Annotated in this window: 18 protein-coding genes; 8 read left to right on the forward strand and 10 right to left on the reverse strand. The window is 62.3% G+C overall.

Annotated features, from left to right (window positions below):
• Positions 1-15: 15 nt before the first annotated feature.
• The 5 genes from BFQ00_RS11695 to BFQ00_RS11715 form a co-directional block, all read right to left on the reverse strand.
• Positions 16-1320 (reverse strand): MFS transporter, encoded by a 1305-nt coding sequence (locus tag BFQ00_RS11695; protein ID WP_065933613.1) that lies wholly within the window; start codon positions 1318-1320, stop codon positions 16-18.
• A 167-nt stretch (positions 1321-1487) separates the two neighbouring features.
• Positions 1488-2636 carry a galactonate dehydratase gene (gene dgoD / locus BFQ00_RS11700; RefSeq protein WP_003187297.1) on the reverse strand — a complete coding sequence of 383 codons (1149 nt, stop codon included), beginning with the start codon at positions 2634-2636 and terminating at the stop codon, positions 1488-1490.
• A gap of 48 nt (positions 2637-2684) precedes the next feature.
• Positions 2685-3305 (reverse strand): 2-dehydro-3-deoxy-6-phosphogalactonate aldolase, encoded by a 621-nt coding sequence (locus BFQ00_RS11705; protein ID WP_065886736.1) that lies wholly within the window; start codon positions 3303-3305, stop codon positions 2685-2687.
• Between the two features lies 1 nt (position 3306).
• Positions 3307-4266: a 2-dehydro-3-deoxygalactonokinase gene (locus BFQ00_RS11710; RefSeq protein ID WP_065933614.1), complete on the reverse strand. Its 960-nt coding sequence runs from the start codon at positions 4264-4266 to the stop codon at positions 3307-3309.
• A gap of 171 nt (positions 4267-4437) precedes the next feature.
• On the reverse strand, positions 4438-5388 hold the full coding sequence (locus tag BFQ00_RS11715) for a choline sulfate utilization transcriptional regulator (RefSeq protein WP_065933615.1): 951 nt from the start codon (positions 5386-5388) through the stop codon (positions 4438-4440).
• 103 nt (positions 5389-5491) lie between these two features.
• On the opposite strand from BFQ00_RS11715, the gene betC reads away from it, so the two are divergent.
• From betC to BFQ00_RS11730, 3 genes are all read left to right on the forward strand, one after another.
• Complete coding sequence (betC, locus tag BFQ00_RS11720) at positions 5492-7003, forward strand: choline-sulfatase (protein WP_065933616.1); 1512 nt, start codon at positions 5492-5494, stop codon at positions 7001-7003.
• Between the two features lie 19 nt (positions 7004-7022).
• A complete protein-coding gene (choX, locus tag BFQ00_RS11725; protein WP_065933617.1) occupies positions 7023-7937 on the forward strand; it encodes a choline ABC transporter substrate-binding protein in 915 nt (304 codons plus the stop codon).
• A gap of 240 nt (positions 7938-8177) precedes the next feature.
• Complete coding sequence (locus tag BFQ00_RS11730) at positions 8178-9746, forward strand: SulP family inorganic anion transporter (RefSeq protein ID WP_065933618.1); 1569 nt, start codon at positions 8178-8180, stop codon at positions 9744-9746.
• A 114-nt stretch (positions 9747-9860) separates the two neighbouring features.
• On the opposite strand, the gene aroE is transcribed toward BFQ00_RS11730, so the two are convergent.
• Together aroE and hemF are read right to left on the reverse strand one after the other, a co-directional pair.
• The gene (gene aroE / locus BFQ00_RS11735) at positions 9861-10679 is read right to left on the reverse strand and encodes a shikimate dehydrogenase (protein ID WP_065933619.1); all 819 of its coding nucleotides are present in this window, start codon (positions 10677-10679) and stop codon (positions 9861-9863) included.
• On the reverse strand, positions 10679-11611 hold the full coding sequence (gene hemF, locus BFQ00_RS11740) for an oxygen-dependent coproporphyrinogen oxidase (RefSeq protein ID WP_065933620.1): 933 nt from the start codon (positions 11609-11611) through the stop codon (positions 10679-10681). Before hemF ends, aroE begins: the two co-directional genes overlap by 1 nt.
• Before the next feature lie 159 nt (positions 11612-11770).
• Between hemF and BFQ00_RS11745 the strand changes: the two genes are divergently transcribed.
• Positions 11771-12748, forward strand: a complete 978-nt coding sequence (locus BFQ00_RS11745; protein WP_065933621.1) for an NADPH:quinone reductase — start codon at positions 11771-11773, stop codon at positions 12746-12748.
• Positions 12749-12851: 103 nt separating this feature from the next.
• On the opposite strand, the gene BFQ00_RS11750 is transcribed toward BFQ00_RS11745, so the two are convergent.
• The 3 genes from BFQ00_RS11750 to BFQ00_RS11760 form a co-directional block, all read right to left on the reverse strand.
• The gene (locus BFQ00_RS11750; RefSeq protein ID WP_065886727.1) at positions 12852-13409 is read right to left on the reverse strand and encodes an L-threonylcarbamoyladenylate synthase; all 558 of its coding nucleotides are present in this window, start codon (positions 13407-13409) and stop codon (positions 12852-12854) included.
• 58 nt (positions 13410-13467) lie between these two features.
• Positions 13468-14571, reverse strand: coding sequence for a DNA-processing protein DprA (gene dprA, locus BFQ00_RS11755; RefSeq protein ID WP_065933622.1), 1104 nt, complete (start codon positions 14569-14571; stop codon positions 13468-13470).
• Positions 14572-14634: 63 nt separating this feature from the next.
• Entirely contained in the window at positions 14635-15411 is a 777-nt protein-coding gene (locus tag BFQ00_RS11760; RefSeq protein ID WP_065933623.1) for a peptidoglycan-binding protein, read from the reverse strand.
• A 135-nt stretch (positions 15412-15546) separates the two neighbouring features.
• On the opposite strand from BFQ00_RS11760, the gene def reads away from it, so the two are divergent.
• The 4 genes from def to trkA all read left to right on the forward strand — a co-directional run bounded on the left by def (position 15547) and on the right by trkA (position 19778).
• Positions 15547-16053 (forward strand): peptide deformylase, encoded by a 507-nt coding sequence (gene def / locus BFQ00_RS11765; RefSeq protein ID WP_005783383.1) that lies wholly within the window; start codon positions 15547-15549, stop codon positions 16051-16053.
• 68 nt (positions 16054-16121) lie between these two features.
• Positions 16122-17075 (forward strand): methionyl-tRNA formyltransferase, encoded by a 954-nt coding sequence (gene fmt / locus BFQ00_RS11770; RefSeq protein WP_065933624.1) that lies wholly within the window; start codon positions 16122-16124, stop codon positions 17073-17075.
• Complete coding sequence (rsmB, locus tag BFQ00_RS11775) at positions 17072-18382, forward strand: 16S rRNA (cytosine(967)-C(5))-methyltransferase RsmB (protein WP_065933625.1); 1311 nt, start codon at positions 17072-17074, stop codon at positions 18380-18382. Before fmt ends, rsmB begins: the two co-directional genes overlap by 4 nt.
• Positions 18383-18404: 22 nt before the next feature.
• On the forward strand, positions 18405-19778 hold the full coding sequence (gene trkA, locus BFQ00_RS11780; protein WP_065886722.1) for a Trk system potassium transporter TrkA: 1374 nt from the start codon (positions 18405-18407) through the stop codon (positions 19776-19778).
• Positions 19779-19794: the final 16 nt, after the last annotated feature.

Below are 19794 nucleotides of genomic sequence, written 5' to 3' on the forward strand. Positions count from 1 at the left end.
CAGGGTCGCCTTGTTTCACAGCTCAATCCGCTCGACCTTGCCCACCAGCAACACGTAGGAAAGCGCGCCAAGCAGCGCCAGCACCGCGATATAGGTAATGGCCGGCGCAAACGAATCACCGCTGGCAAGAAATCCAATCACGATCGGCGTGGCGATCGCCGACAGGTTGCCGATGAAGTTGAACACGCCACCGGTCAGCCCCAACAAACGGGCAGGTGCCAGCGTGGACACCAGCGACCAGGTGATTGACGCAAGGCCGTTGCCGAAGAACGCCAGTGCCAGGAATGCGATCACCCAGGCGGTGGAGTCCACGTAGTTGGCGCCGATGATCGCCGTGGAAATCAGCAGCCCGCCGATGATCGGCAACTTGCGCGCAAAGCCTACCGACGCGCCCCGGCGAATCAACCAGTCGGAAAAAATCCCGGAGCACAGCACCCCGACGAACGCCGCCAGAAACGGCAGTGAGGCGAGCAGACCGGACTTGATGAAGTCCATGCCGCGATACTTGACCAGGTAGGTCGGGAACCAGGTGAGGAAAAACCACAGGGTGGAGTTCAGGCAGAACTGCCCAAGGTAGATGCCCCACAGCTTGCGCTTGCTCAGCACAATGCCCAGGTCAACCCAGCTGAACGGCGCCTTGCTGGATTTTTCCTGCATATCCACCAGGCCACCGCCGTCACGGATCAGCTGGATTTCCGCCGCGTTGGCGCCTTTGAAATCCTTGGGCTCGCGGTACACCGCGTACCAGATCAGCGCCCATAAGATGCCGACGCCACCGGTGGCGACGAACACCATGTGCCAGCCGAATGCATGTTGCAGCCAGGCCAGCACGGGGGTGAGAAACGCCAGCCCGACAAACTGCCCGGAGGTGTAGACGCCAATCGCCGTGGCGCGCTCGCGCTCGGGAAACCAGGTGGTCACGACCCGGCTGTTGATCGGGTAGGCCGGGGCCTCCAGGGCACCGACGGCCATGCGCAACACGAACAACGCAATGAAGCTGGCGGCAAAGCCGAGCATGACGGTGGCGATGGACCACAGCAGCAGGGCGGCGGTGTAGAGAATGCGCGGGGGCACACGGTCGACCAACCAGCCGCCAGGGATCTGCATCGCGGCGTAGGTCCAGCCGAACGCCGAGAAAATCAGCCCGACATGGACCGGGTCGATGCCCAGTTCGCTGGTCAGCGCGGGAGCGGCAATCGACAGGTTGCTGCGGTCGAGGTAGTTGATCACCACGGTGATGAACAGCAGCACCATGATGAAGAAGCGCTTTCGGCTAGGCGTGACTAAAGAAGCCTGTCCGGTGAGGGATTCAGGGTGCATGGGGAAGTGCCTCTTTTTATGTTTATTGAGGTCTGAAAAAACCGAATCAAATGTGGGAGGGGGCTTGCCCCCGATTGCGGTGTGTCATCCACTGATGTGCTGGCTGTTCCACCGCCATCGGGGGCAAGCCCCCTCCCACATTTTTACCGCGTTTCTTCAGGGCAACATCACCACTCGGCGAAACTGCCGTCGGCATGGCGCCAGATCGGGTTGCGCCAGCGATGGCCGATGGCCGCGCGCTCGACCACGTATTCCTCGTTGATCTCGATGCCCAGGCCCGGCCCGTTGGGGATCTTCACAAAGCCCTGGTCATAGTCGAATACGCCCGGATCGCGCACATAATCGAGCAGGTCGTTGCTCTCGTTGTAGTGGATGCCCAGGCTCTGTTCCTGGATAAACGCGTTGTAGCACACCGCGTCCAATTGCAGACACGCCGCCAGGGCAATCGGGCCCAGCGGGCAGTGCAGGGCCAGGGCCACGTCGTAGGCTTCGGCCATGTTGGCGATCTTGCGGGTTTCGGTGATGCCGCCGGCGTGGGACGCATCCGGCTGGATAATGTCGACATAGCCTTCACTGAGCACGCGCTTGAAATCCCAGCGCGAGAACAGGCGCTCGCCCAGGGCAATCGGGGTGCTGGTCAGGGGGGCCAGTTCCTTGAGGGCTTCGTAGTTTTCGCTGAGCACCGGTTCTTCGATGAACATCAGCTTGTACGGGTCCAATTCCTTCATCAGCACCTTGGCCATGGGCTTGTGCACGCGGCCATGAAAATCGACACCAATGCCGACATTAGGCCCGACCGCATCGCGCACGGCAGCGACGTTGGCCAGGGCCAGGTCGACTTTTTCGAAGCTATCGACGAACTGCAGCTCTTCGGTGCCGTTCATTTTCACCGCAGTGAAACCACGGGCCACAGCCTCTTTGGCCGCGCGGGCCGTGTCGGCCGGGCGGTCGCCACCAATCCACGAATACACACGGATCTTATCACGCACCTGGCCGCCCAGCAGGTCGCTGACGGACACGCCCAGGGCCTTGCCCTTGATGTCCCACAACGCCTGGTCGATACCGGCGAGGGCGCTCATGTGCACAGCGCCACCGCGGTAAAAACCGCCGCGATAGAGCACGGTCCAGATGTCTTCGATATTGCGTGGGTCTTTGCCGATCAGGTAGTCGGACAATTCTTCGACGGCAGCGGCCACGGTGTGGGCGCGCCCCTCAACCACGGGCTCACCCCAGCCGGTGACGCCCTGGTCGGTTTCGACCTTGAGGAAGCACCAGCGCGGCGGGACGATGAAGGTCGTCAGTTTGGTGATTTTCATCTGTTGTCTCTCTTATAGATGCAGCGCCAGCAGGCGCGGAACTTGAACTCAGCTCAGGGCTTTCCAGGCCGCGACATAAGCCTGGGCGCGGCTCGCAACCTGCTCTACGCTCATACCCGGTTTGAACAATCCGGAGCCCAGCCCGAAGCCCTTGGCGCCGGCGTCGGTGAACACTTGCATGTTGTCCGGCGTGATACCGCCCACCGGCAGCAGCAACGTGCCCGCCGGCAATACCGCAAGCCACGCCTTGATCACCGCCGGGGCCATTTGCTCGGCCGGGAACAGCTTCAATACGTCGGCGCCTTCGGCCAGTGCGGCAAAGGCTTCGGTCGGCGTGGCGACGCCCGGCGACAGATACAGGCCCGCCGCTTTCGCCGCCCGCAATACCCTGGCATCGCTGTGGGGCATCACGATCACCTGGCCGCCGGCGGCCTTGACCTGCTCGACCTGCTCGGGCGTCAGCACCGTACCGGCACCAATCAGGCAATCGGCGGGCAGGCTGTCGCGCAGGGTGCGGATGCTGGTGTAGGGGTCCGGCGAGTTAAGCGGCACTTCGATGACGCGAAAACCGGCCTGGTACAGCGCCTGGCCGACGGCTTCGGCTTCGTCCGGGCGCACACCGCGCAGAATCGCGATCAGACCGTTTTGTGCGAGTGCTGTTTTAAGCATGTCAGGCCTCCGTTACAGGTTGAGTGAGCCCGGCCGCCACGGCCAGTTGCCACAAACCGCGCTCGCTGGCGGCCTGCGCCAGGCTGACGTCGGTGAAGCCGCACAGCGCGAGGGCACGTTGATAGCGGGCGCAGAGGGGGGCGGCACCGACCAGGACGATCGGCTTGGGTTTTGCGCTGTCGGGTAAACCGGCCAGTTCATGACCGATCAGCAGGCCGGACAGGTAGTCGGGCTGCTGCTCGGGCGTCAGTTGGGCAGTCAGGCCGAGGGTGCGGGCACTGAACAGCGTCGAGAGCACGCCGCGCCGGCCATCTGCCGAAAGCGCCACATGCACGCCGCGATCAAACGCCTCGGTCTGGAAATGTTCCGATGATTGCTGGGTACGCCCCAGGATGCTGTGCTGGCTCAAGACGGCGAACAGCTCACCGGTCATGAAGGTGTCGAAGTGAGTGATACAGCCTTCGACGACCTCGACCCATTTGGAATGGCTGCCCGGCAGGCCAATCAGTACGTCGCTCGCAAGCCCGTGCAGCACACCGAGCACCTGGGTTTCTTCGCCGCGCATCACATTGGGCAGGCCGACCTGTTCGATCACGCCCGGCACGATATGCACATCAACCCCACGCACGCTGCGCACCTTATGCAGCGCCTGGCCCAGGCTCGCCACATCCACCGGGGTGTTGCGGTAAGCCGCTTCGCTCCAGCCCTGTGCGCTGCCGACCATGCCGCAGGCAATCACCGGCAGTTCGGGCTGGGCGTCGAGCCAGTCCCCACAGGCGCTATCGAAGGCCAGCTCGAAACCATTGCTGCAGCGCACGCCTGCAATGTCACGCGGTTCGCTGGGCAAATGCATGATGCCCGACGCCAGTGAGCGTTGTTCCAGCACCACGCCGGCGGGGCCTAGTTTGTAAGCACGAAGGGAACTGGTTCCCCAATCGAGCGCGATCAATTGCGCCTGCATCGCTTCACCTGAAATGAGTGGGTGCTGAAAAAAGCAGATGGGCGAATATAAACCTAAGCTTTGTAATATCTCAATATATAAATATCAGTCCCATATATTGGGAGATAATCGCGAAAAGTCATACATCTTCCTGGGAAAATGAGCATTGCATTGGCTTGGAAAGCGCCGGTCCTAGACCGCAATCGATGGCAGGGCCAGCCCGGTCAATGACTGCGCACTGCCGGCCTGCTCCGCCAGCAGCCAATCGACGAACCGTTCGACCAATTGCCCGCGACGCTTGCGCTGGGGCTGCACCACGTAATAGCCGAAGCGCGAGACCACCGTCTCGCTGATCGGTCTGCACAGCCAGTTCTGCTCCAGCAGGTTATCCACCAGGTGGCGCCAGCCGATCGCGACGCCCTGGCCGGCAATAGCCGCCTGAATCAGCAGCGTGTAATTGTCGAAACGCAACTGGCCAGGGGTGGGCGCGGCGCTGATACCCAGCTCGCGAAACACACCGGCCCAATCGAACCAATGGCGATTATTTTCCTGACGCAAGTGCAGCAGGGGGTAGTCCGGCAGGGTCTGCACCGTCAGCGCAGTGGCCTGGTTCTTGAGCCACTGGGGGCTACACACCGGGAACACTTCCTCGTTGAACAACCAAAGGCTGTCGCCTTGCTTGAAGCGTCCATCGCCAAACAGCACGGCCACGTCGATGTCGCTGCGCAGGCTGGCGTGGTTGCGCTCGCTGGTCACCAGGCTCACGTCAACCTGCGGGTTGGCCTCGTGGAACCGATGCAGGCGCGGCATCAGCCAGTAGGCGGCAAAGGCGAAGTCGGTGGCCACTTGCAGCACTTCGTGCTGGTCCTGCCGGGTGACGGTGCCCAGGCCCAGGTTGATGGTTTGCAGGCCGGCCTGCACGTGTTCGAACAACAGGGCGCCGGCGTCGGTCAATTCGATGCCACGGTAGATGCGATCGAACAAGCGGATCGCCAACTGCTCTTCAAGCCGTTTGATCTGCTGGCTGATGGCCGGTTGGGTGGTGCCCAACTCCATCGCGGCGGCGGTAAAACTGCGTTGCCGCGCAGCCGCTTCGAACGCGCGCAGCAGGTCGAGGGAGAGGTCACCCAGCGCTTCATACATAAGCTGTGCTTATCCTAGGCATTGTTCTTCATGGGCTTTACCACGTTTTTCATGGGCCGCATGCTCAGTGGCATAAACACCGCCTATGGAATGCCGAGAAACCATGAAGCGCAAGAACATTCTTTTCATCATGGCCGATCAAATGGCCGCGCCGCTGCTGCCGTTCTACGGAGCTTCCCCGATCAAGCTGCCCCACCTGAGCCGCCTCGCCGAACAGGCCGTGGTCTTCGACGCCGCCTACTGCAACAGCCCGCTGTGTGCGCCTTCGCGCTTTACGCTGGTCAGCGGCCAGTTGCCGAGCAAGATAGGCGCCTACGACAACGCGGCGGATTTCCCCGCCGATGTGCCGACCTATGCCCACTACCTGCGTCGCCTCGGCTACCGCACGGCGCTGTCGGGCAAGATGCATTTCTGCGGTCCCGACCAGTTGCATGGCTATGAAGAGCGCCTGACCAGCGACATCTACCCGGCGGACTACGGTTGGACGGTGAACTGGGATGAGCCGGACGTACGCCCCAGCTGGTATCACAACATGGCTTCGGTGCTGCAAGCCGGACCCTGTGTGCGCACCAACCAGCTGGATTTCGACGAAGAAGTGGTATTCAAGGCCCGGCAATATCTGTTCGATCATATCCGCGAGGACGGCGAGCAACCGTTCTGCCTGACCGTGTCGATGACCCATCCCCATGACCCGTACACCATTCCCAAACCGTTCTGGGACCTGTACGACGAGAGCGACATTCCCCTGCCAGCAACGCCGCCCCAGGGCGATCTCGACCCGCACTCCCGGCGTTTGCTCAAGGTCTACGACCTGTGGGACAAGCCGCTGCCTGTGGATAAGATCCGCGATGCACGGCGTGCCTATTTCGGCGCGTGCAGCTACATCGACAGCAATGTCGGCAAGCTGCTGCAAACCCTGGAAGACACCGGCCTGGCCGATGACACCATCATCATCTTCTCCGGCGACCACGGCGACATGCTGGGCGAGCGCGGCCTCTGGTACAAAATGCACTGGTTCGAAATGGCCGCCCGCGTGCCGTTGTTGATCAGTGCGCCGGGGCAATTTGCGGCGCGCCGTGTGACCCAGGCCGTCTCGACCGCCGACCTGTTGCCCACCCTGGTGGAGTTGGCCGGCGGCGAGCTGGACCCGCGCCTGCCCCTGGATGGCCGTTCGCTGCTGCCACACTTGCAAGGCGAGGGCGGGCACGACGAAGTGTTTGGCGAATACATGGCCGAAGGCACCATCAGCCCGTTGATGATGATTCGCCGAGGCGCTTACAAATTCATCTACAGCGAAGACGACCCTTGTCTACTGTTCGATGTACACAACGACCCGCACGAGCGGGAGAACCTCAGCCAGTCACCGGAGCACCGGCCACTGTTCGAGGCGTTTTTAAACGAGGCGCGGGCCAAGTGGGACATCCCGGCGATCCACCAGCAGGTGCTCGCCAGCCAACGCCGCCGTCGCCTGGTGTTCGAAGCACTGACCCAGGGCAAACTCAAGAGCTGGGATCACCAGCCACTGGTGGACGCCAGTCAGCAGTACATGCGCAACCATATCGACCTCGACGACCTGGAGCGCAAGGCACGTTATCCACAACCCTGCCAACACTAAAAAATACAGAGGGAAGGCCATGCAAAAGTTAACGGTAGTGCTGGGCATCCTGGCGTTGAGCAGCGCCAATGCATTTGCGGACTCGAGTTGCGAAACGGTGAAAATGGCCGATCCCGGCTGGAGCGACATTGCGGCGACCAACGCCATCACCGGTTTTCTGCTGACCGGCATGGGCTACACGGCCAAGGTCGACACCCTGGCCGTGCCGATTACCTTTGGCGGGCTCAAGGATGGCCAGGTTGACGTGTTCATGGGCAACTGGATGCCGGCGCAGCAAGGCTTCTATGACAAGTTCGTGGCCAATGGCGATGTCGTACAGCTGGCGAAGAACCTCGACGGCACCGAGTTCACCCTCGCCGTGCCGGACTACGTGTGGGACGCGGGTGTGCATGATTTTGCCGACCTGAATAAATTCGCCGACCGGTTCGGCAAGAAGATCTACGGCATCGGCTCCGGCGCGCCGGCGAATATCTCGCTGCAGGAGATCATCAAGAAAAATGACTTTGACCTCGGCCAGTGGAAGCTGGTGGAGTCGAGTGAACAGGCGATGCTCGCCGAAGTTTCGCGAGCGGTGAAGAAACAGCGCTTCGTCACCTTCCTCGGCTGGACGCCGCACCCCATGAACGTGCAGCTGAAGATGCACTATCTCACAGGCGGCGAGCAGTATTTTGGCAGCACCGGCAGCGTCTACACCTTGACCCGCAAGGGCTACGCGCAAGCCTGCCCGAATGTGGGGAAACTGCTGACCAACCTGAGTTTCACCCAGGACATGGAGAACAGCATCATGGCTGACGTGGCCAACAACAAGGTCAGTAATGCCGAAGCTGCCAAGGCGTGGATCAAGGCCAACCCGGCGGTGCTGAATAAATGGCTGGAGGGCGTGAAAACCCTGGATGGCAAGGATGCGTTGGCAGCGGTAAAAGCCAACCTCTAAGACACATCACAATCCAAATGTGGGAGGGGGCACTTGCCCTAATGCCCTCTGTAGGAGCGAGCTTGCTCGCGAAAAACGTCAACGATAACGCGTGCTTTCTGAATGAACGCGGTGCCTGTGAGTTTTTCGCGAGCAAGCTCGCTCCTACAACAAAGCTGACTGGCACTAGGGGCTTGTTCCCTCCCACAAGGATCAGTGTGTACTGATACCCTGAGCCCACCCTGTGAATCCGAGCCTGCGATGCCCCGGCCCAACCGCTACACCCTGTTCCCTTTCCTCAGTTGGCTGCCGTGCCAAACCCGCGCCAGCGTTGGCCGGGACGCCATCGTCGGCCTCAGTGGCGCCGTACTCGCGCTACCACAGTCTATTGCCTACGCACTGATCGCCGGGCTCCCACCGGAGTACGGGCTGTACGCGGCCATCATTCCGGTGTTGATCGCGTGCCTGTGGGGCTCGTCCTGGCACCTGATCTGCGGTCCTACAGCGGCAATTTCCATTGTGCTCTACGCCAGTATCAGCCCGCTGGCGGTGCCGGGCTCCCAGGATTACATCACCTTGATCCTGCTGCTGACCGTCCTCGCCGGTGTGTTCCAGTGGTTGCTGGGCCTGCTGCGCTTCGGCGCGCTGGTGAATTTCGTCTCCCATTCCGTGGTGCTCGGTTTCACCCTCGGTGCCGCGGTGGTCATCGCTCTCGGGCAGTTGCCCAACCTGCTGGGGCTGGACCTGCCGAGCCAGGCCACCGCGATCAACAGCTTGCTGGCGCTGCTCGAGCATGCCGGCGAGTGGGACCGCGCATCGCTCATCCTGGGCCTGGGCACCTTGCTGGTCGGCGCACTGCTCAAATCCCTGGTGCCGCGCTGGCCGAGCCTGTTGATCGCCCTGGCCCTGGGCAGCCTCGCCACATGGCTGTGGCCTGCGCTGTTCGGGCATGTGGCGTTGGTCAGTTCGTTCATCGGCAAGCTGCCACCCTTGCGCCCGTTGCCCATGGACCTGGACACGATCCTGCGCCTGCTGCCGAGCGCCGTGGCGGTGGGCATGCTGGGGCTGGTGACCAGCCTGTCGATTGCCCGCTCACTGTCGGCCCGTTCGCAGCAACTGCTCGACGCCAATCAGGAAGTTCGCGCCCAGGGTTTATCCAATATCGTCGGCGGATTTTTCTCCGGCTATCTGTCGGCAGGTTCGTTCACCCGTTCCGGCCTCAGTTATGAGGCGGGTGCCCGCTCGCCATTGGCCGGCGTGTTTTCCGCACTCTGGGTGGCGCTGTTTGCGCTGTTTGGCGCAGGGTTGATCGCGCACATTCCGATCCCGAGCATGGCGGCAAGTATTCTGTTGATCTGCTGGGGGCTGGTGGACCACCGCGGCATCCGTGCGTTGTACCGCGTGAGCCGCGCCGAATTCGTGGTGATGGCGCTGACGTGTGTCGCGACCTTGCTGCTGGAGCTGCAAACGGCGATTTATGCCGGGGTGCTGGCGTCGCTGTTTTTCTACCTCAAGCGCACCTCGCAACCCCGGGTGCAGCAATGGCGCGACGGTGACGAGGATGTGTTGCGCGTGGGTGGCTCGATCTTTTTTGGCGCCAGCCACTACCTGCAGGTGCGCCTGCAACGCCTGCAGGGCGAGCGGGTGGTGATCGAGGCGCAGCAGATCAACTTTATCGACTACTCCGGGGTGGAGATGCTGCACCAGGAAGCGCGGCGGCTGGCGGGGTTGGGGCGCAGCCTGACCTTGCGCGGGGCCCGGCCGCAGGTGGTTGAAGAATTGAAGAAACTGGAAGGCGCCGAAAACTGCCCCATCCATTTCGAAGACTGAACACGGTCAAAACTGTGGGAGGGGGCTTGCCCCCGATAGCGGTGCTTCAGCCAACACATGGGTAGCTGACAGACCGCCATCGGGGGCAAGCCCCCTCCCACATTTGGATGTATGTCAGGCCAACTGGCGGCGCAGCTCGGCCAGTACCGGCGCCGACTCCGGGCGTACGCCGCGCCACAGGAAGAAGGCCTCAGCCGCCTGTTCAACCAGCATGCCCAATCCGTCCATCGCTACCGCCGCACCCTGCTCATCGGCCCAGCGACAGAAGGCGGTCGGCGCCTTGGCGTACATCATGTCGTAGCAGAACGTCTTGCCCGGTTCGATCAAACTGCCCGCAATCGGCAGTACGTCGCCTGACAAGCTGGCGGACGTGGCGTTGATAATCACGTCCACCGGCTCACGCAGCCAGTCGAAACCACTGGCGGACACCGGCCCCAGGTCGTTGAACAGCTCGGCCAGCCCTTCGGCTTTTTCCACGGTGCGGTTGGCAATGATCAGTGAGGCGGGTTTTTCGGCCAGCAACGGTTCCAATGCGCCCCGTACCGCGCCACCGGCGCCCAGCAGCAGGATGCGCTTGCCTTGCAGGTCCAGCCCGGCGTTGACCTTGAGGTCGCGCACCAGGCCTGCGCCGTCAGTGTTATCACCGAGCAACGTGCCATCGGCCAGCTTGCTCAGGGTATTCACCGCGCCGGCGCGTTGGGCGCGCTCGCTGAGGGTGTCGGCCAGCCGGAAAGCGTCTTCCTTGAACGGCACGGTGATATTCGCGCCACGGCCGTGTTGAAAGAACTCACGGGCGTAGCCGATGAAGTCCTCCAGCGGCGTGAGCAGTGTGCTGTAGTCCATCTGCTCACCGGTCTGCTCGGCGAACAGGCGGTGAATCAACGGTGACTTGCTGTGACCGATGGGGTTGCCGAAGACGACATAGTGATCCATCACACGGTCGCCTTGGGCGCAGCCAGGCCGAGCCAGTCGCGGTCCTGCAGGAAATAGTCGGTAAGGCGCGCTTCTTCGCTGCCGGCCTCGGCTTTCCAGTCGTAGCTCCAGCGCACCTGCGGCGGCAGCGACATCAGGATCGACTCGGTACGCCCGCCCGACTGCAGGCCGAACAGGGTGCCACGGTCATAGACGAGGTTGAACTCAACGTAGCGGCCCCGGCGGAACTCCTGGAACTGACGCTGCTGTTCGGTATAAGCCATCGCCTGGCGGCGCTGCATGATCGGCAGGTAGGCGTCGATGTAGGCATCACCGATGGCGCGGATGAAGGCAAAGCAGGTGTCGAAGCCCCATTCGTTCAAGTCATCGAAAAACAGGCCGCCAATGCCACGCGGCTCGTTGCGGTGCTTGATATGGAAATAGGTGTCGCACCAGGCTTTATAACGCGGGTAAACGTCCGCACCGAACGGCGCACAGGCCTGCTCGGCCACGCGATGCCAGTGGATGCAGTCTTCTTCGTTGCCGTAATAGGGCGTCAGGTCAAAGCCGCCGCCAAACCACCACACCGGCTCTTCACCTTCCTTTTCAGCAATGAAAAAGCGCACATTGGCGTGGGAAGTCGGTATGTGCGGGTTATGGGGATGGATCACCAGCGACACGCCCAGCGCCTCGAAGCCGCGACCGGCCAGTTCAGGGCGATGGGCACTGGCGGACGGGGGCAAGCCGCTGCCAAACACGTGGGAAAAATTGACGCCGCCTTTTTCGATGACCGACCCGTTTTCAATCACACGGGTGCGACCGCCGCCACCGGCAGGCCGGGTCCAGGCGTCTTCGATAAAGCGCGTGTCCGTTTCGAAGGTTTCCAGGGCGCTGCAAATGCGGTCTTGCAGGTCGAGCAGGTAGGCTTTTACAGCCTCGGTGCGAGTAGTCATGGCATCACCTTGAATCGGGCAAAGCTACGCGAGGCCATTGGGCGTCGGCGGCAAATGGGCGCACAGGATACCACCGCACCCCGTGTCGTCGCAGTTGACGAAGATCAAGCTTAGGAGTCCGATAGGGGCCTTCGATTATTCGACCCAAGGAGAAGGTAGATGGCCAAACGTATCCAGTTCAGCGCCCATGGTGGCCCCGATGTGCTTGAGTATGTGGACTACACGCCGGCGGAGCCTGGCCCACAACAGGTTCGGGTGCGCAACGAAGCCATTGGCCTGAACTTCATCGACACTTATTTTCGCAGCGGCCTCTACGCGCCACCGTCCTTGCCCTCGGGCCTGGGCGCCGAAGGCGCCGGTGTGGTCGATGCCGTGGGCAGTGAAGTCAGCCAATTCAAGGTCGGCGACCGCGTGGCCTATGGCAGCGGCCCGCTCGGCGCCTACAGCCAGTTGCATGTATTGCCTGCGGCCAACCTGGTGCATCTGCCGGACGAAATCAGCTTCGAACAGGCCGCCGGTGCCATGCTCAAAGGCCTGACCGTACAGTACCTGCTGCGCCAGACCTATGAGCTGAAGGGCGGCGAAACCATTCTGTTCCACGCCGCCGCAGGCGGTGTGGGCTCCCTGGCTTGCCAATGGGCCAAGGCGCTGGGCGTGAAGTTGATCGGCACGGTGAGCTCACCGGAGAAGGCCGCCGTGGCCAAATCCCTCGGTGCCTGGGAAACCATCGATTACAGCAAGGAAAATGTCGCACAGCGCGTGTTGGAATTGACTGACGGTAAAAAGGTGCCCGTGGTGTATGACGGTGTTGGCAAGGACACTTGGCTGACGTCGCTGGACAGCGTGGCACCGCGAGGCTTGGTGGTGAGTTTCGGGAATGCGTCGGGAGCGGTGGACGGGGTGAACCTGGGGATTCTGTCGGCGAAGGGGTCGCTGTATGTCACGCGGCCGACGCTGGCGACCTACGCGAGCAACCCGAAGGACTTGCAGGCGATGGCCGATGACCTGTTCTCGATGATCAAGAGCGGCAAGGTGCGCATTGATATCAACCAGCGTTTTGCGCTGGCGGATGCGGCCAAAGCGCAGACCGAGTTGTCCGGGCGGCGCACGACCGGTTCAACCATCCTGCTGCCTTAAGAAAGCCATCGGGGGCAAGCCCCTCCCACCCTTGACCGAGGTGTCACGACGAACACCGATCAAATGTGGGAGGGGGCTTGCCCCCGATTGGCGCGACTCGGTCTCAGGACGGTCGCACCACATCCCCCGTCGCCAGGTCACGGATCAGGCTCGGGTTCTTGCGTCCACCCAGGGCGCCGCCCAGCACAAGGTCCACCTGCCCGCGGAAATACTGCTCCACCCGAATCCGCGTACGCGCGGCCGGGCGGCCCTGGGGGTTGGCCGACGTGGAAATCAACGGCCCGACCTGGGCGCACAAATCCCGCACCAGCGGATGGTCACTGACCCGCAGCGCCACGGTGTCATGCACCCCCGTGACCCATTCCGGCAGCAAGTCCTGGTGCGGCACCAGCCAGGTATTCGGCCCAGGCCAGGTGCTGGCCATGCGCTCGATCCAGGTGTCGGGAAAGTCTTCGAACAGGAAGTCGAACTGGCGGATATTATCGGCCACCAGGATCAGGCCCTTATCCACTGAGCGATTCTTGATCGCCAGCAAACGGTCCACCGCTGCTTCATTCCAAGGGTCGCAGCCCAGGCCCCAGACCGCTTCGGTCGGATAGGCAATCACCGCACCTGCGCGAATTTCTCGTGCAGCTTCCAGCACACGCCACCTGTTGACCATTGTTTACTCTCCGAACTAAAGCTCTGGGCAGTTTACCGATCTTCGTTGCAAAACCCAGCTACAACCGCTCGCCACGCGCAAGCCAGCGCCCATTTTCACAGATCACCCGGCCTTCGAGCTCCAGCTCGGTAAGGCTCGCCAGCACCTGGGCCAGCGGCCGTCCACTGGCAAGCGCCAGGGCTTCGCTGGTGTGCGGGGCCGCGTGCAACAGCGCCACCAGCGGATGCACAACCGGCACCGGGGCCGGGCGTGACAACGCCTGCCAACCGCGCAAGCCTTCAAGAATGTGCTCGATGGTTTCCACCAGCACCGCGCCATCGCGGATCAACTGATGACAGCCCTTGGCCGCCGGATGATGGATGGAACCCGGAATGGCGTACACCTCGCGTCCTTGTTCCGCCGCCAGCCGTGCGGTAATCAGCGAACCGCTGGCGATGCTGGCTTCCACCACCAGGACCCCCAGGGACAAACCGCTGATAATGCGATTGCGCCGTGGAAAGTTACCGGCCTGGGGTGGCGCGTCCAGTGGAAACTCGGAAACCACGGCGCTGCCCTGGTCAATCATGGTCGTGGCCAGCTTCCTGTGGCGCTGTGGATAAAGTTTTTCCAGACCGGTGCCGAGTACACCGATGGTATGACCGCCCACGTCCAATGCCGCCTGATGGGCCGCGCCATCGATACCCAACGCAAGACCGCTGGTGATGACAAAACCGGCGCTTGCAAGGCTGCGCGAAAAGGCGGCGGCGGTATCCATGCCGGGGCGCGAAGCACGACGACTGCCGACCACGGCCAACTGCGGTTTTTCCAGCAGCGATGGGTCGCCGGCAACGAATAACAGCGGCGGAGCGCCCTCTGTCTGGCCGAGCAGCGCAGGGTAATCGGGCTGGTCCCACATCAGTAAATGCTGGCCCGGGCGGGCCAGCCAGGCCAATGCCGCACTGGCTCCATCGCGAATATCCGCACTGCGCCGGGCATCGGCACTGACGGCCGGCAACCCGAGCGCGCGCCAGGCACTGGCAGGGGCACTGATGGCTTTGGAAGCAGAGCCGAACGCCTCGATCAACCGATGAAAACGCCTGGGACCCAGTTCCGGCAACCGGTGCAAGCGCAGCCGGGCTTCCAGCTCTGCCGGGGAAATTTGATTGCTGTTTATCGGAAACATCTGATCATCCTTGATCGGAACAAGCTGTGGATAACTCTGTTGGTAACTTATTTAGCAGGCTATTTATTGCGATTGATCGTCAGTCTCGAAACGATCCATCACCGCCAACGGGCGGGACGCGCTGAGAACCAGGGCATAGCTGAGTTTTTCATAGGTGCGAAACACTAGCAGGGTGCCGGCACGCACATCCGGGAGTCGCGTCGGGGCCCCTGTCAGCGCGTCGCGCACCGAGGCGCCGGCCCTGATCACCGTGAGCAATTGGCCTTCGACCACACCGTCCCGGCGCCCCTTGTTCAAGGTCACCGCATCCAGCACGCCGATTTGCGTGACGCCCTTGGGAATGTCGATGATGTGACCTTCAACGAAGGGTGCATGGGCGGCGGTTTTCAGATCGGCCAGCGCTACGCCAGGTTCGGCGCGCAGCAAACGGTCGCCTGGACGCACTTCCTGGGTAACCCTTTGCACAGCCAGGGTGGTGAGATCATCGGTCAGCACAAAGCGCGCGGTGCCGATGTCGTCGGCATTGATTCCAAGCAGTTCGCGGGTGTCGGGGTCGGTATAGACCTTGCCTCGGCGGAAGATCCCGTAGTTGGGCTGGGTCGGGTCCAGACTGCCCCTGGCGTAGACGCGCTCGCCGTTGGCGCCCAGCACGCGCCCGCCCTCGGCAGCGACGATATAGGGTGCGTTGTCCAGGTCCTCGGGGGAGTCGAGCAGTCGGTTGTGCAGCAGGAAGCCCTGTATGGCCTTTTGCGTGACAGGGTCCAGGCGCTGGCCGGGCTGTGGAATCAGCGCCATGGCCAGCGGGGCCCACAGCAGCAAGACGAGTAGCGATTTCCTCATGGGGTCAATCTCCTTTATTATGTGCGTTCGCGTGAAACGCCATAGCCTTCGCGGCTTTCGAACGTTTCACACCGGCTGCCTGGGTCCATCCCACCGCCGATTTGCCTCTACCTCACATGTGCAGCAATTACGCTTATGGCTATTTTGAACATCCTCGAATTTCCCGACTCGCGCCTGCGCACGATCGCCAAGCCGGTGGCCGTAGTGGACGACAAGGTTCGTCAGTTGGTCGATGACATGTTTGAAACAATGTATGAAGCCCCGGGCATCGGCCTCGCCGCGACCCAGGTCAACGTGCATCTGCGCGTCGTGGTCATGGACCTGTCCGAAGATCGCAGCGAACCCCGGGTGTACATCAACCCCGAGTTCGAACCGTTGACCGACGAGATGGGCGAATACCAGGAAGGTTGCCTGTCGGTGCCGGAGTTCTACGAGAACGTCGAACGCCCATTGCGCGTGAAGATCAAGGCCCTGGACCGCGACGGCAAGCCGTTCGAGCTGATTGCCGAAGGCCTGTTGGCGGTGTGTATCCAGCACGAGTGCGACCACCTCAACGGCAAGCTGTTTGTCGATTACCTGTCCACGCTCAAACGTGACCGGATCAAGAAGAAGCTGGAAAAAAAGCATCGCCAGCAAGCTTGATGCCCTCCTTCCAAAGGCTTGCTGCGGCAAGCCTTTTTCTTTTGTGACCGCTTTTAACGAGAACTCCGATGACCGAGCCACTGCGCATTGTTTTTGCCGGTACACCCGAATTTGCCGCCGAACACCTCAAGGCGCTGCTTGCCAGCCCCTATGACATCGTCGCGGTGTACACCCAGCCGGATCGCCCGGCCGGGCGCGGGCAAAAACTGATGCCCAGCCCGGTCAAGCAGCTGGCGCTTGAGCACAACATCGCCGTGCTGCAACCACCGACCCTGCGCAATGCCGACACCCAGGCCGAACTGGCCGCGCTCAAGCCGGACCTGCTGGTGGTCGTCGCCTACGGCTTGATCCTGCCCCAGGCCGTACTCGATATCCCACGCCTGGGCTGCATCAACAGCCACGCTTCGTTGCTGCCACGCTGGCGCGGAGCGGCGCCGATCCAGCGCGCGGTGCAAGCAGGCGACAGCGAAAGCGGCGTGACGGTCATGCGCATGGAAGCAGGGCTGGACACCGGCCCGATGCTGCTCAAAGTCACCACGCCGATCACTGCCCAAGACACCGGCGGCGGCCTGCACGATCGCCTGGCTGAAATGGGCCCGCCGGCCGTCATCCAGGCCATCGCCGGTCTTGCTGCCGGCACCCTGGAAGGCGAAGTGCAGGACGACAGCCTCGCCACCTACGCCCATAAATTGAACAAGGACGAAGCCCGCATTGACTGGAGCCGCCCGGCCGTGGAGCTTGAGCGCCTGGTGCGTGCGTTCAACCCATGGCCTGTCTGCCACAGCACGCTCAACGGCGAAGCCTTGAAAGTATTGGCCGCGACCCTGGCCGAGGGCACAGGCGCTCCGGGTGAAATTATCGGCGCCAGCAAGGACGGCCTGTTGGTGGCGTGCGGCGAACAAGCGCTGTGCCTGACCCGTCTGCAATTGCCCGGTGGCAAGGCGCTTAATTTCAGCGATTTGTTCAACAGCCGTCGTGAGAAGTTTGCCCTGAGCACCGTTCTCGGCGTGGTCGCCCAATGAACCCGCGTCTGGCCGCCGCCAAGGCCCTCGCCGCCGTGCTCAACGGCAAAGCATCGCTGAACAGTTCGCTGCCCACGCAGATGGATAAGGTTGAAGACCGTGATCGGGGCTTCACCCAGGACCTGGCCTTTGGCACTGCTCGTTGGCAGCCAAGGCTGTCGGCGTTGGCGGCCAAGTTGCTGCAAAAACCGTTCAAGGCAGCCGACGCCGATGTTGAAGCGCTGCTGCTGGTCGGTCTCTATCAACTGCTCTATACCCGCGTACCGGCCCACGCCGCCATCGGTGAAACGGTGGGCTGCGCCGACAAACTGAAAAAACCCTGGGCCAAGGCCTTGCTCAATGCCGTGCTGCGCCGCGCCCAGCGCGAAAGCGAAGGGCTGCTGGCCGAGCTGGAACATGACCCGGTGGTGCGCACCGCGCATCCGCGCTGGCTGCAAAAATCCCTGAAGGCGTTCTGGCCGCAGCAATGGGAAGCCATTTGCGCGGCGAACAATGCCCATCCGCCGATGATCCTGCGGGTCAACCGTCGCCATCACAGCCGCGACGCCTACCTGCAGTTGCTCAACGAGGCGGGCATCGACGCCGCGCCATGCGTGTACAGCATCGACGGTATCGTGCTCCAGGCTGCCACAGACGTGCGCAGCCTGCCGGGCTTTGCCGAGGGCTGGATCAGCGTGCAGGACGAAGCCGCACAACTGGCTGCCGACCTGCTCGACCTGGCACCCGGCCAACGCGTCCTGGACGCCTGCTGCGCGCCGGGCGGTAAGACCTGTCACATCCTGGAAGTCGAAAAGGACCTGGGCGGTGTGGTAGCGGTCGATCTGGAAGCCAAACGCCTGGTGCGCGTAAGGGAAAACCTCGCACGCCTGGGTTTGAGCGCCGAATTGATCGCCGCCGACGGCCGCGACACCGCCACCTGGTGGGACGGCAAACCGTTCCAGCGCATCCTGCTGGATGCGCCCTGTTCGGCCACCGGCGTGATCCGCCGCCACCCGGACATCAAGCTGACCCGCCAACCCGACGACATCGCCGCCCTGGCCGTGCTGCAGGGCGAACTGCTCGACGCACTGTGGCCCACCCTGGAAGTCGGCGGCATTCTGCTTTACGCCACCTGTTCCACCTTGCCCACCGAGAATACCGAGGTCATTCAAGCCTTCCTCGCCCGCACCAGCGGCGCACGGGAACTGGACCTCGCGACCACGGCCGGCATCAAGCAACCGCACGGTCGCCAATTGCTCGCGCAGGAAGGCGGGCATGATGGCTTCTACTACGCCAAACTGATCAAGATCGCCGCCGCGCGCGGCTGAATGGTTTTAAGGGAGTGACCGGATGAAAATCATCATCCTCGGGGCAGGGCAGGTGGGCGGCACGCTGGCTGAACATTTGGCCAGCGAAGCCAACGACATCACTGTGGTCGACACAGACGCCGAGCGCCTGCGCAATCTGGGCGACCGCCTGGACATCCGCACGGTGCAGGGCCGTGCGTCGTTCCCCACCGTGCTGCGTCAAGCCGGCGCCGACGATGCCGACATGCTCGTCGCGGTCACCAACAGCGACGAGACCAACATGGTCGCCTGCCAGGTCGCCCATACACTTTTCCACACCCCGACCAAGATCGCCCGTGTGCGCGAAGCCGCCTACCTGACCCGCGCCGGCCTGTTCGACAACGATGCCATTCCGGTGGATGTGCTGATCAGTCCGGAACAGGTGGTCACGCACTACATCAAGCGCCTGATCGAAATTCCGGGTGCCTTGCAGGTGATCGACTTCGCCGGGGGCAAGGCGCAACTGGTCGCGGTAAAGGCCTACTACGGCGGGCCGCTGGTGGGTCAGCAATTGCGTCAATTGCGCGAACACATGCCGAATGTGGAAACCCGCGTCGCCGCGATTTTTCGGCGTGACCGGCCGATCCTGCCCCAGGGCGACACCGTAATCGAAGCCGATGACGAGGTGTTTTTCATCGCGGCCAAGGCGAATATTCGTGCGGTGATGAGCGAAATGCGCCGGCTCGACGAGACCTATAAACGCATCGTCATCGCCGGCGGCGGGCAGATCGGTGAGCGCTTGGCGGAGGCCATCGAAAGCCGCTACCAGGTGAAGATCATCGAGATGAGCCCCACGCGCTGCCGGCATTTGTCCGACACGCTCGACAGCACCGTGGTGTTGCAGGGCAGTGCCTCGGACCGCGACCTGCTGATGGAAGAAAACATCGCCGACGCCGATATCTTCCTGGCGCTGACCAACGACGACGAGGCCAACATCATGTCCTCGCTGCTGGCCAAGCGGCTGGGGGCGAAGAAGGTGATGACCATCATCAACAACCCGGCCTATGTCGACCTGATCCAGGGCGGCGATATCGACATCGCCATCAGTCCGCAATTGGCTACCATTGGCACATTGCTCGCTCACGTGCGCCGTGGCGACATCGTCAGCGTGCACTCACTGCGCCGTGGCGCGGCGGAGGCTATCGAGGCGATTGCCCATGGCGACTCCAAATCGAGCAAGGTCATCGGCAGGGCCATCCGCGATATCGGCTTGCCGCCGGGCACCACCATTGGCGCAATCATTCGCGATGAAGAAGTGATCATTGCCCACGACGATACGGTGATCGCCACCGGTGACCATGTGATCCTGTTCCTGGTGGACAAGAAACATATCCGCGATGTGGAGAAGCTGTTCCACGTGGGCTTGAGCTTTTTCTGATCAAACGGAGTGACCG

Source organism: Pseudomonas sp. 28 E 9 (assembly GCF_900004785.1).
In the GTDB taxonomy this organism is placed as follows: Bacteria; Pseudomonadota; Gammaproteobacteria; order Pseudomonadales; family Pseudomonadaceae; genus Aquipseudomonas; species Aquipseudomonas orientalis_A.

Bases quoted from the DNA above. Each gene is read 5' to 3' on its own strand.
- trkA (WP_065886722.1), top strand. From the start codon at position 18,405: ATGAAAATCATCATCCTCGGGGCAGGGCAGGTGGGCGGCACGCTGGCT.
- BFQ00_RS11705 (WP_065886736.1), bottom strand. From the start codon at position 3,305: ATGCTTAAAACAGCACTCGCACAAAACGGTCTGATCGCGATTCTGCGC.
- BFQ00_RS11745 (WP_065933621.1), top strand. From the start codon at position 11,771: ATGGCCAAACGTATCCAGTTCAGCGCCCATGGTGGCCCCGATGTGCTT.
- BFQ00_RS11710 (WP_065933614.1), bottom strand. From the start codon at position 4,266: ATGCAGGCGCAATTGATCGCGCTCGATTGGGGAACCAGTTCCCTTCGT.
- aroE (WP_065933619.1), bottom strand. From the start codon at position 10,679: ATGGATCACTATGTCGTCTTCGGCAACCCCATCGGTCACAGCAAGTCA.
- choX (WP_065933617.1), top strand. From the start codon at position 7,023: ATGCAAAAGTTAACGGTAGTGCTGGGCATCCTGGCGTTGAGCAGCGCC.
- fmt (WP_065933624.1), top strand. From the start codon at position 16,122: ATGACCGAGCCACTGCGCATTGTTTTTGCCGGTACACCCGAATTTGCC.
- hemF (WP_065933620.1), bottom strand. From the start codon at position 11,611: ATGACTACTCGCACCGAGGCTGTAAAAGCCTACCTGCTCGACCTGCAA.
- betC (WP_065933616.1), top strand. From the start codon at position 5,492: ATGAAGCGCAAGAACATTCTTTTCATCATGGCCGATCAAATGGCCGCG.
- def (WP_005783383.1), top strand. From the start codon at position 15,547: ATGGCTATTTTGAACATCCTCGAATTTCCCGACTCGCGCCTGCGCACG.
- dprA (WP_065933622.1), bottom strand. From the start codon at position 14,571: ATGTTTCCGATAAACAGCAATCAAATTTCCCCGGCAGAGCTGGAAGCC.
- BFQ00_RS11715 (WP_065933615.1), bottom strand. From the start codon at position 5,388: ATGTATGAAGCGCTGGGTGACCTCTCCCTCGACCTGCTGCGCGCGTTC.
- BFQ00_RS11730 (WP_065933618.1), top strand. From the start codon at position 8,178: ATGCCCCGGCCCAACCGCTACACCCTGTTCCCTTTCCTCAGTTGGCTG.
- BFQ00_RS11695 (WP_065933613.1), bottom strand. From the start codon at position 1,320: ATGCACCCTGAATCCCTCACCGGACAGGCTTCTTTAGTCACGCCTAGC.
- rsmB (WP_065933625.1), top strand. From the start codon at position 17,072: ATGAACCCGCGTCTGGCCGCCGCCAAGGCCCTCGCCGCCGTGCTCAAC.
- BFQ00_RS11750 (WP_065886727.1), bottom strand. From the start codon at position 13,409: ATGGTCAACAGGTGGCGTGTGCTGGAAGCTGCACGAGAAATTCGCGCA.
- dgoD (WP_003187297.1), bottom strand. From the start codon at position 2,636: ATGAAAATCACCAAACTGACGACCTTCATCGTCCCGCCGCGCTGGTGC.
- BFQ00_RS11760 (WP_065933623.1), bottom strand. From the start codon at position 15,411: ATGAGGAAATCGCTACTCGTCTTGCTGCTGTGGGCCCCGCTGGCCATG.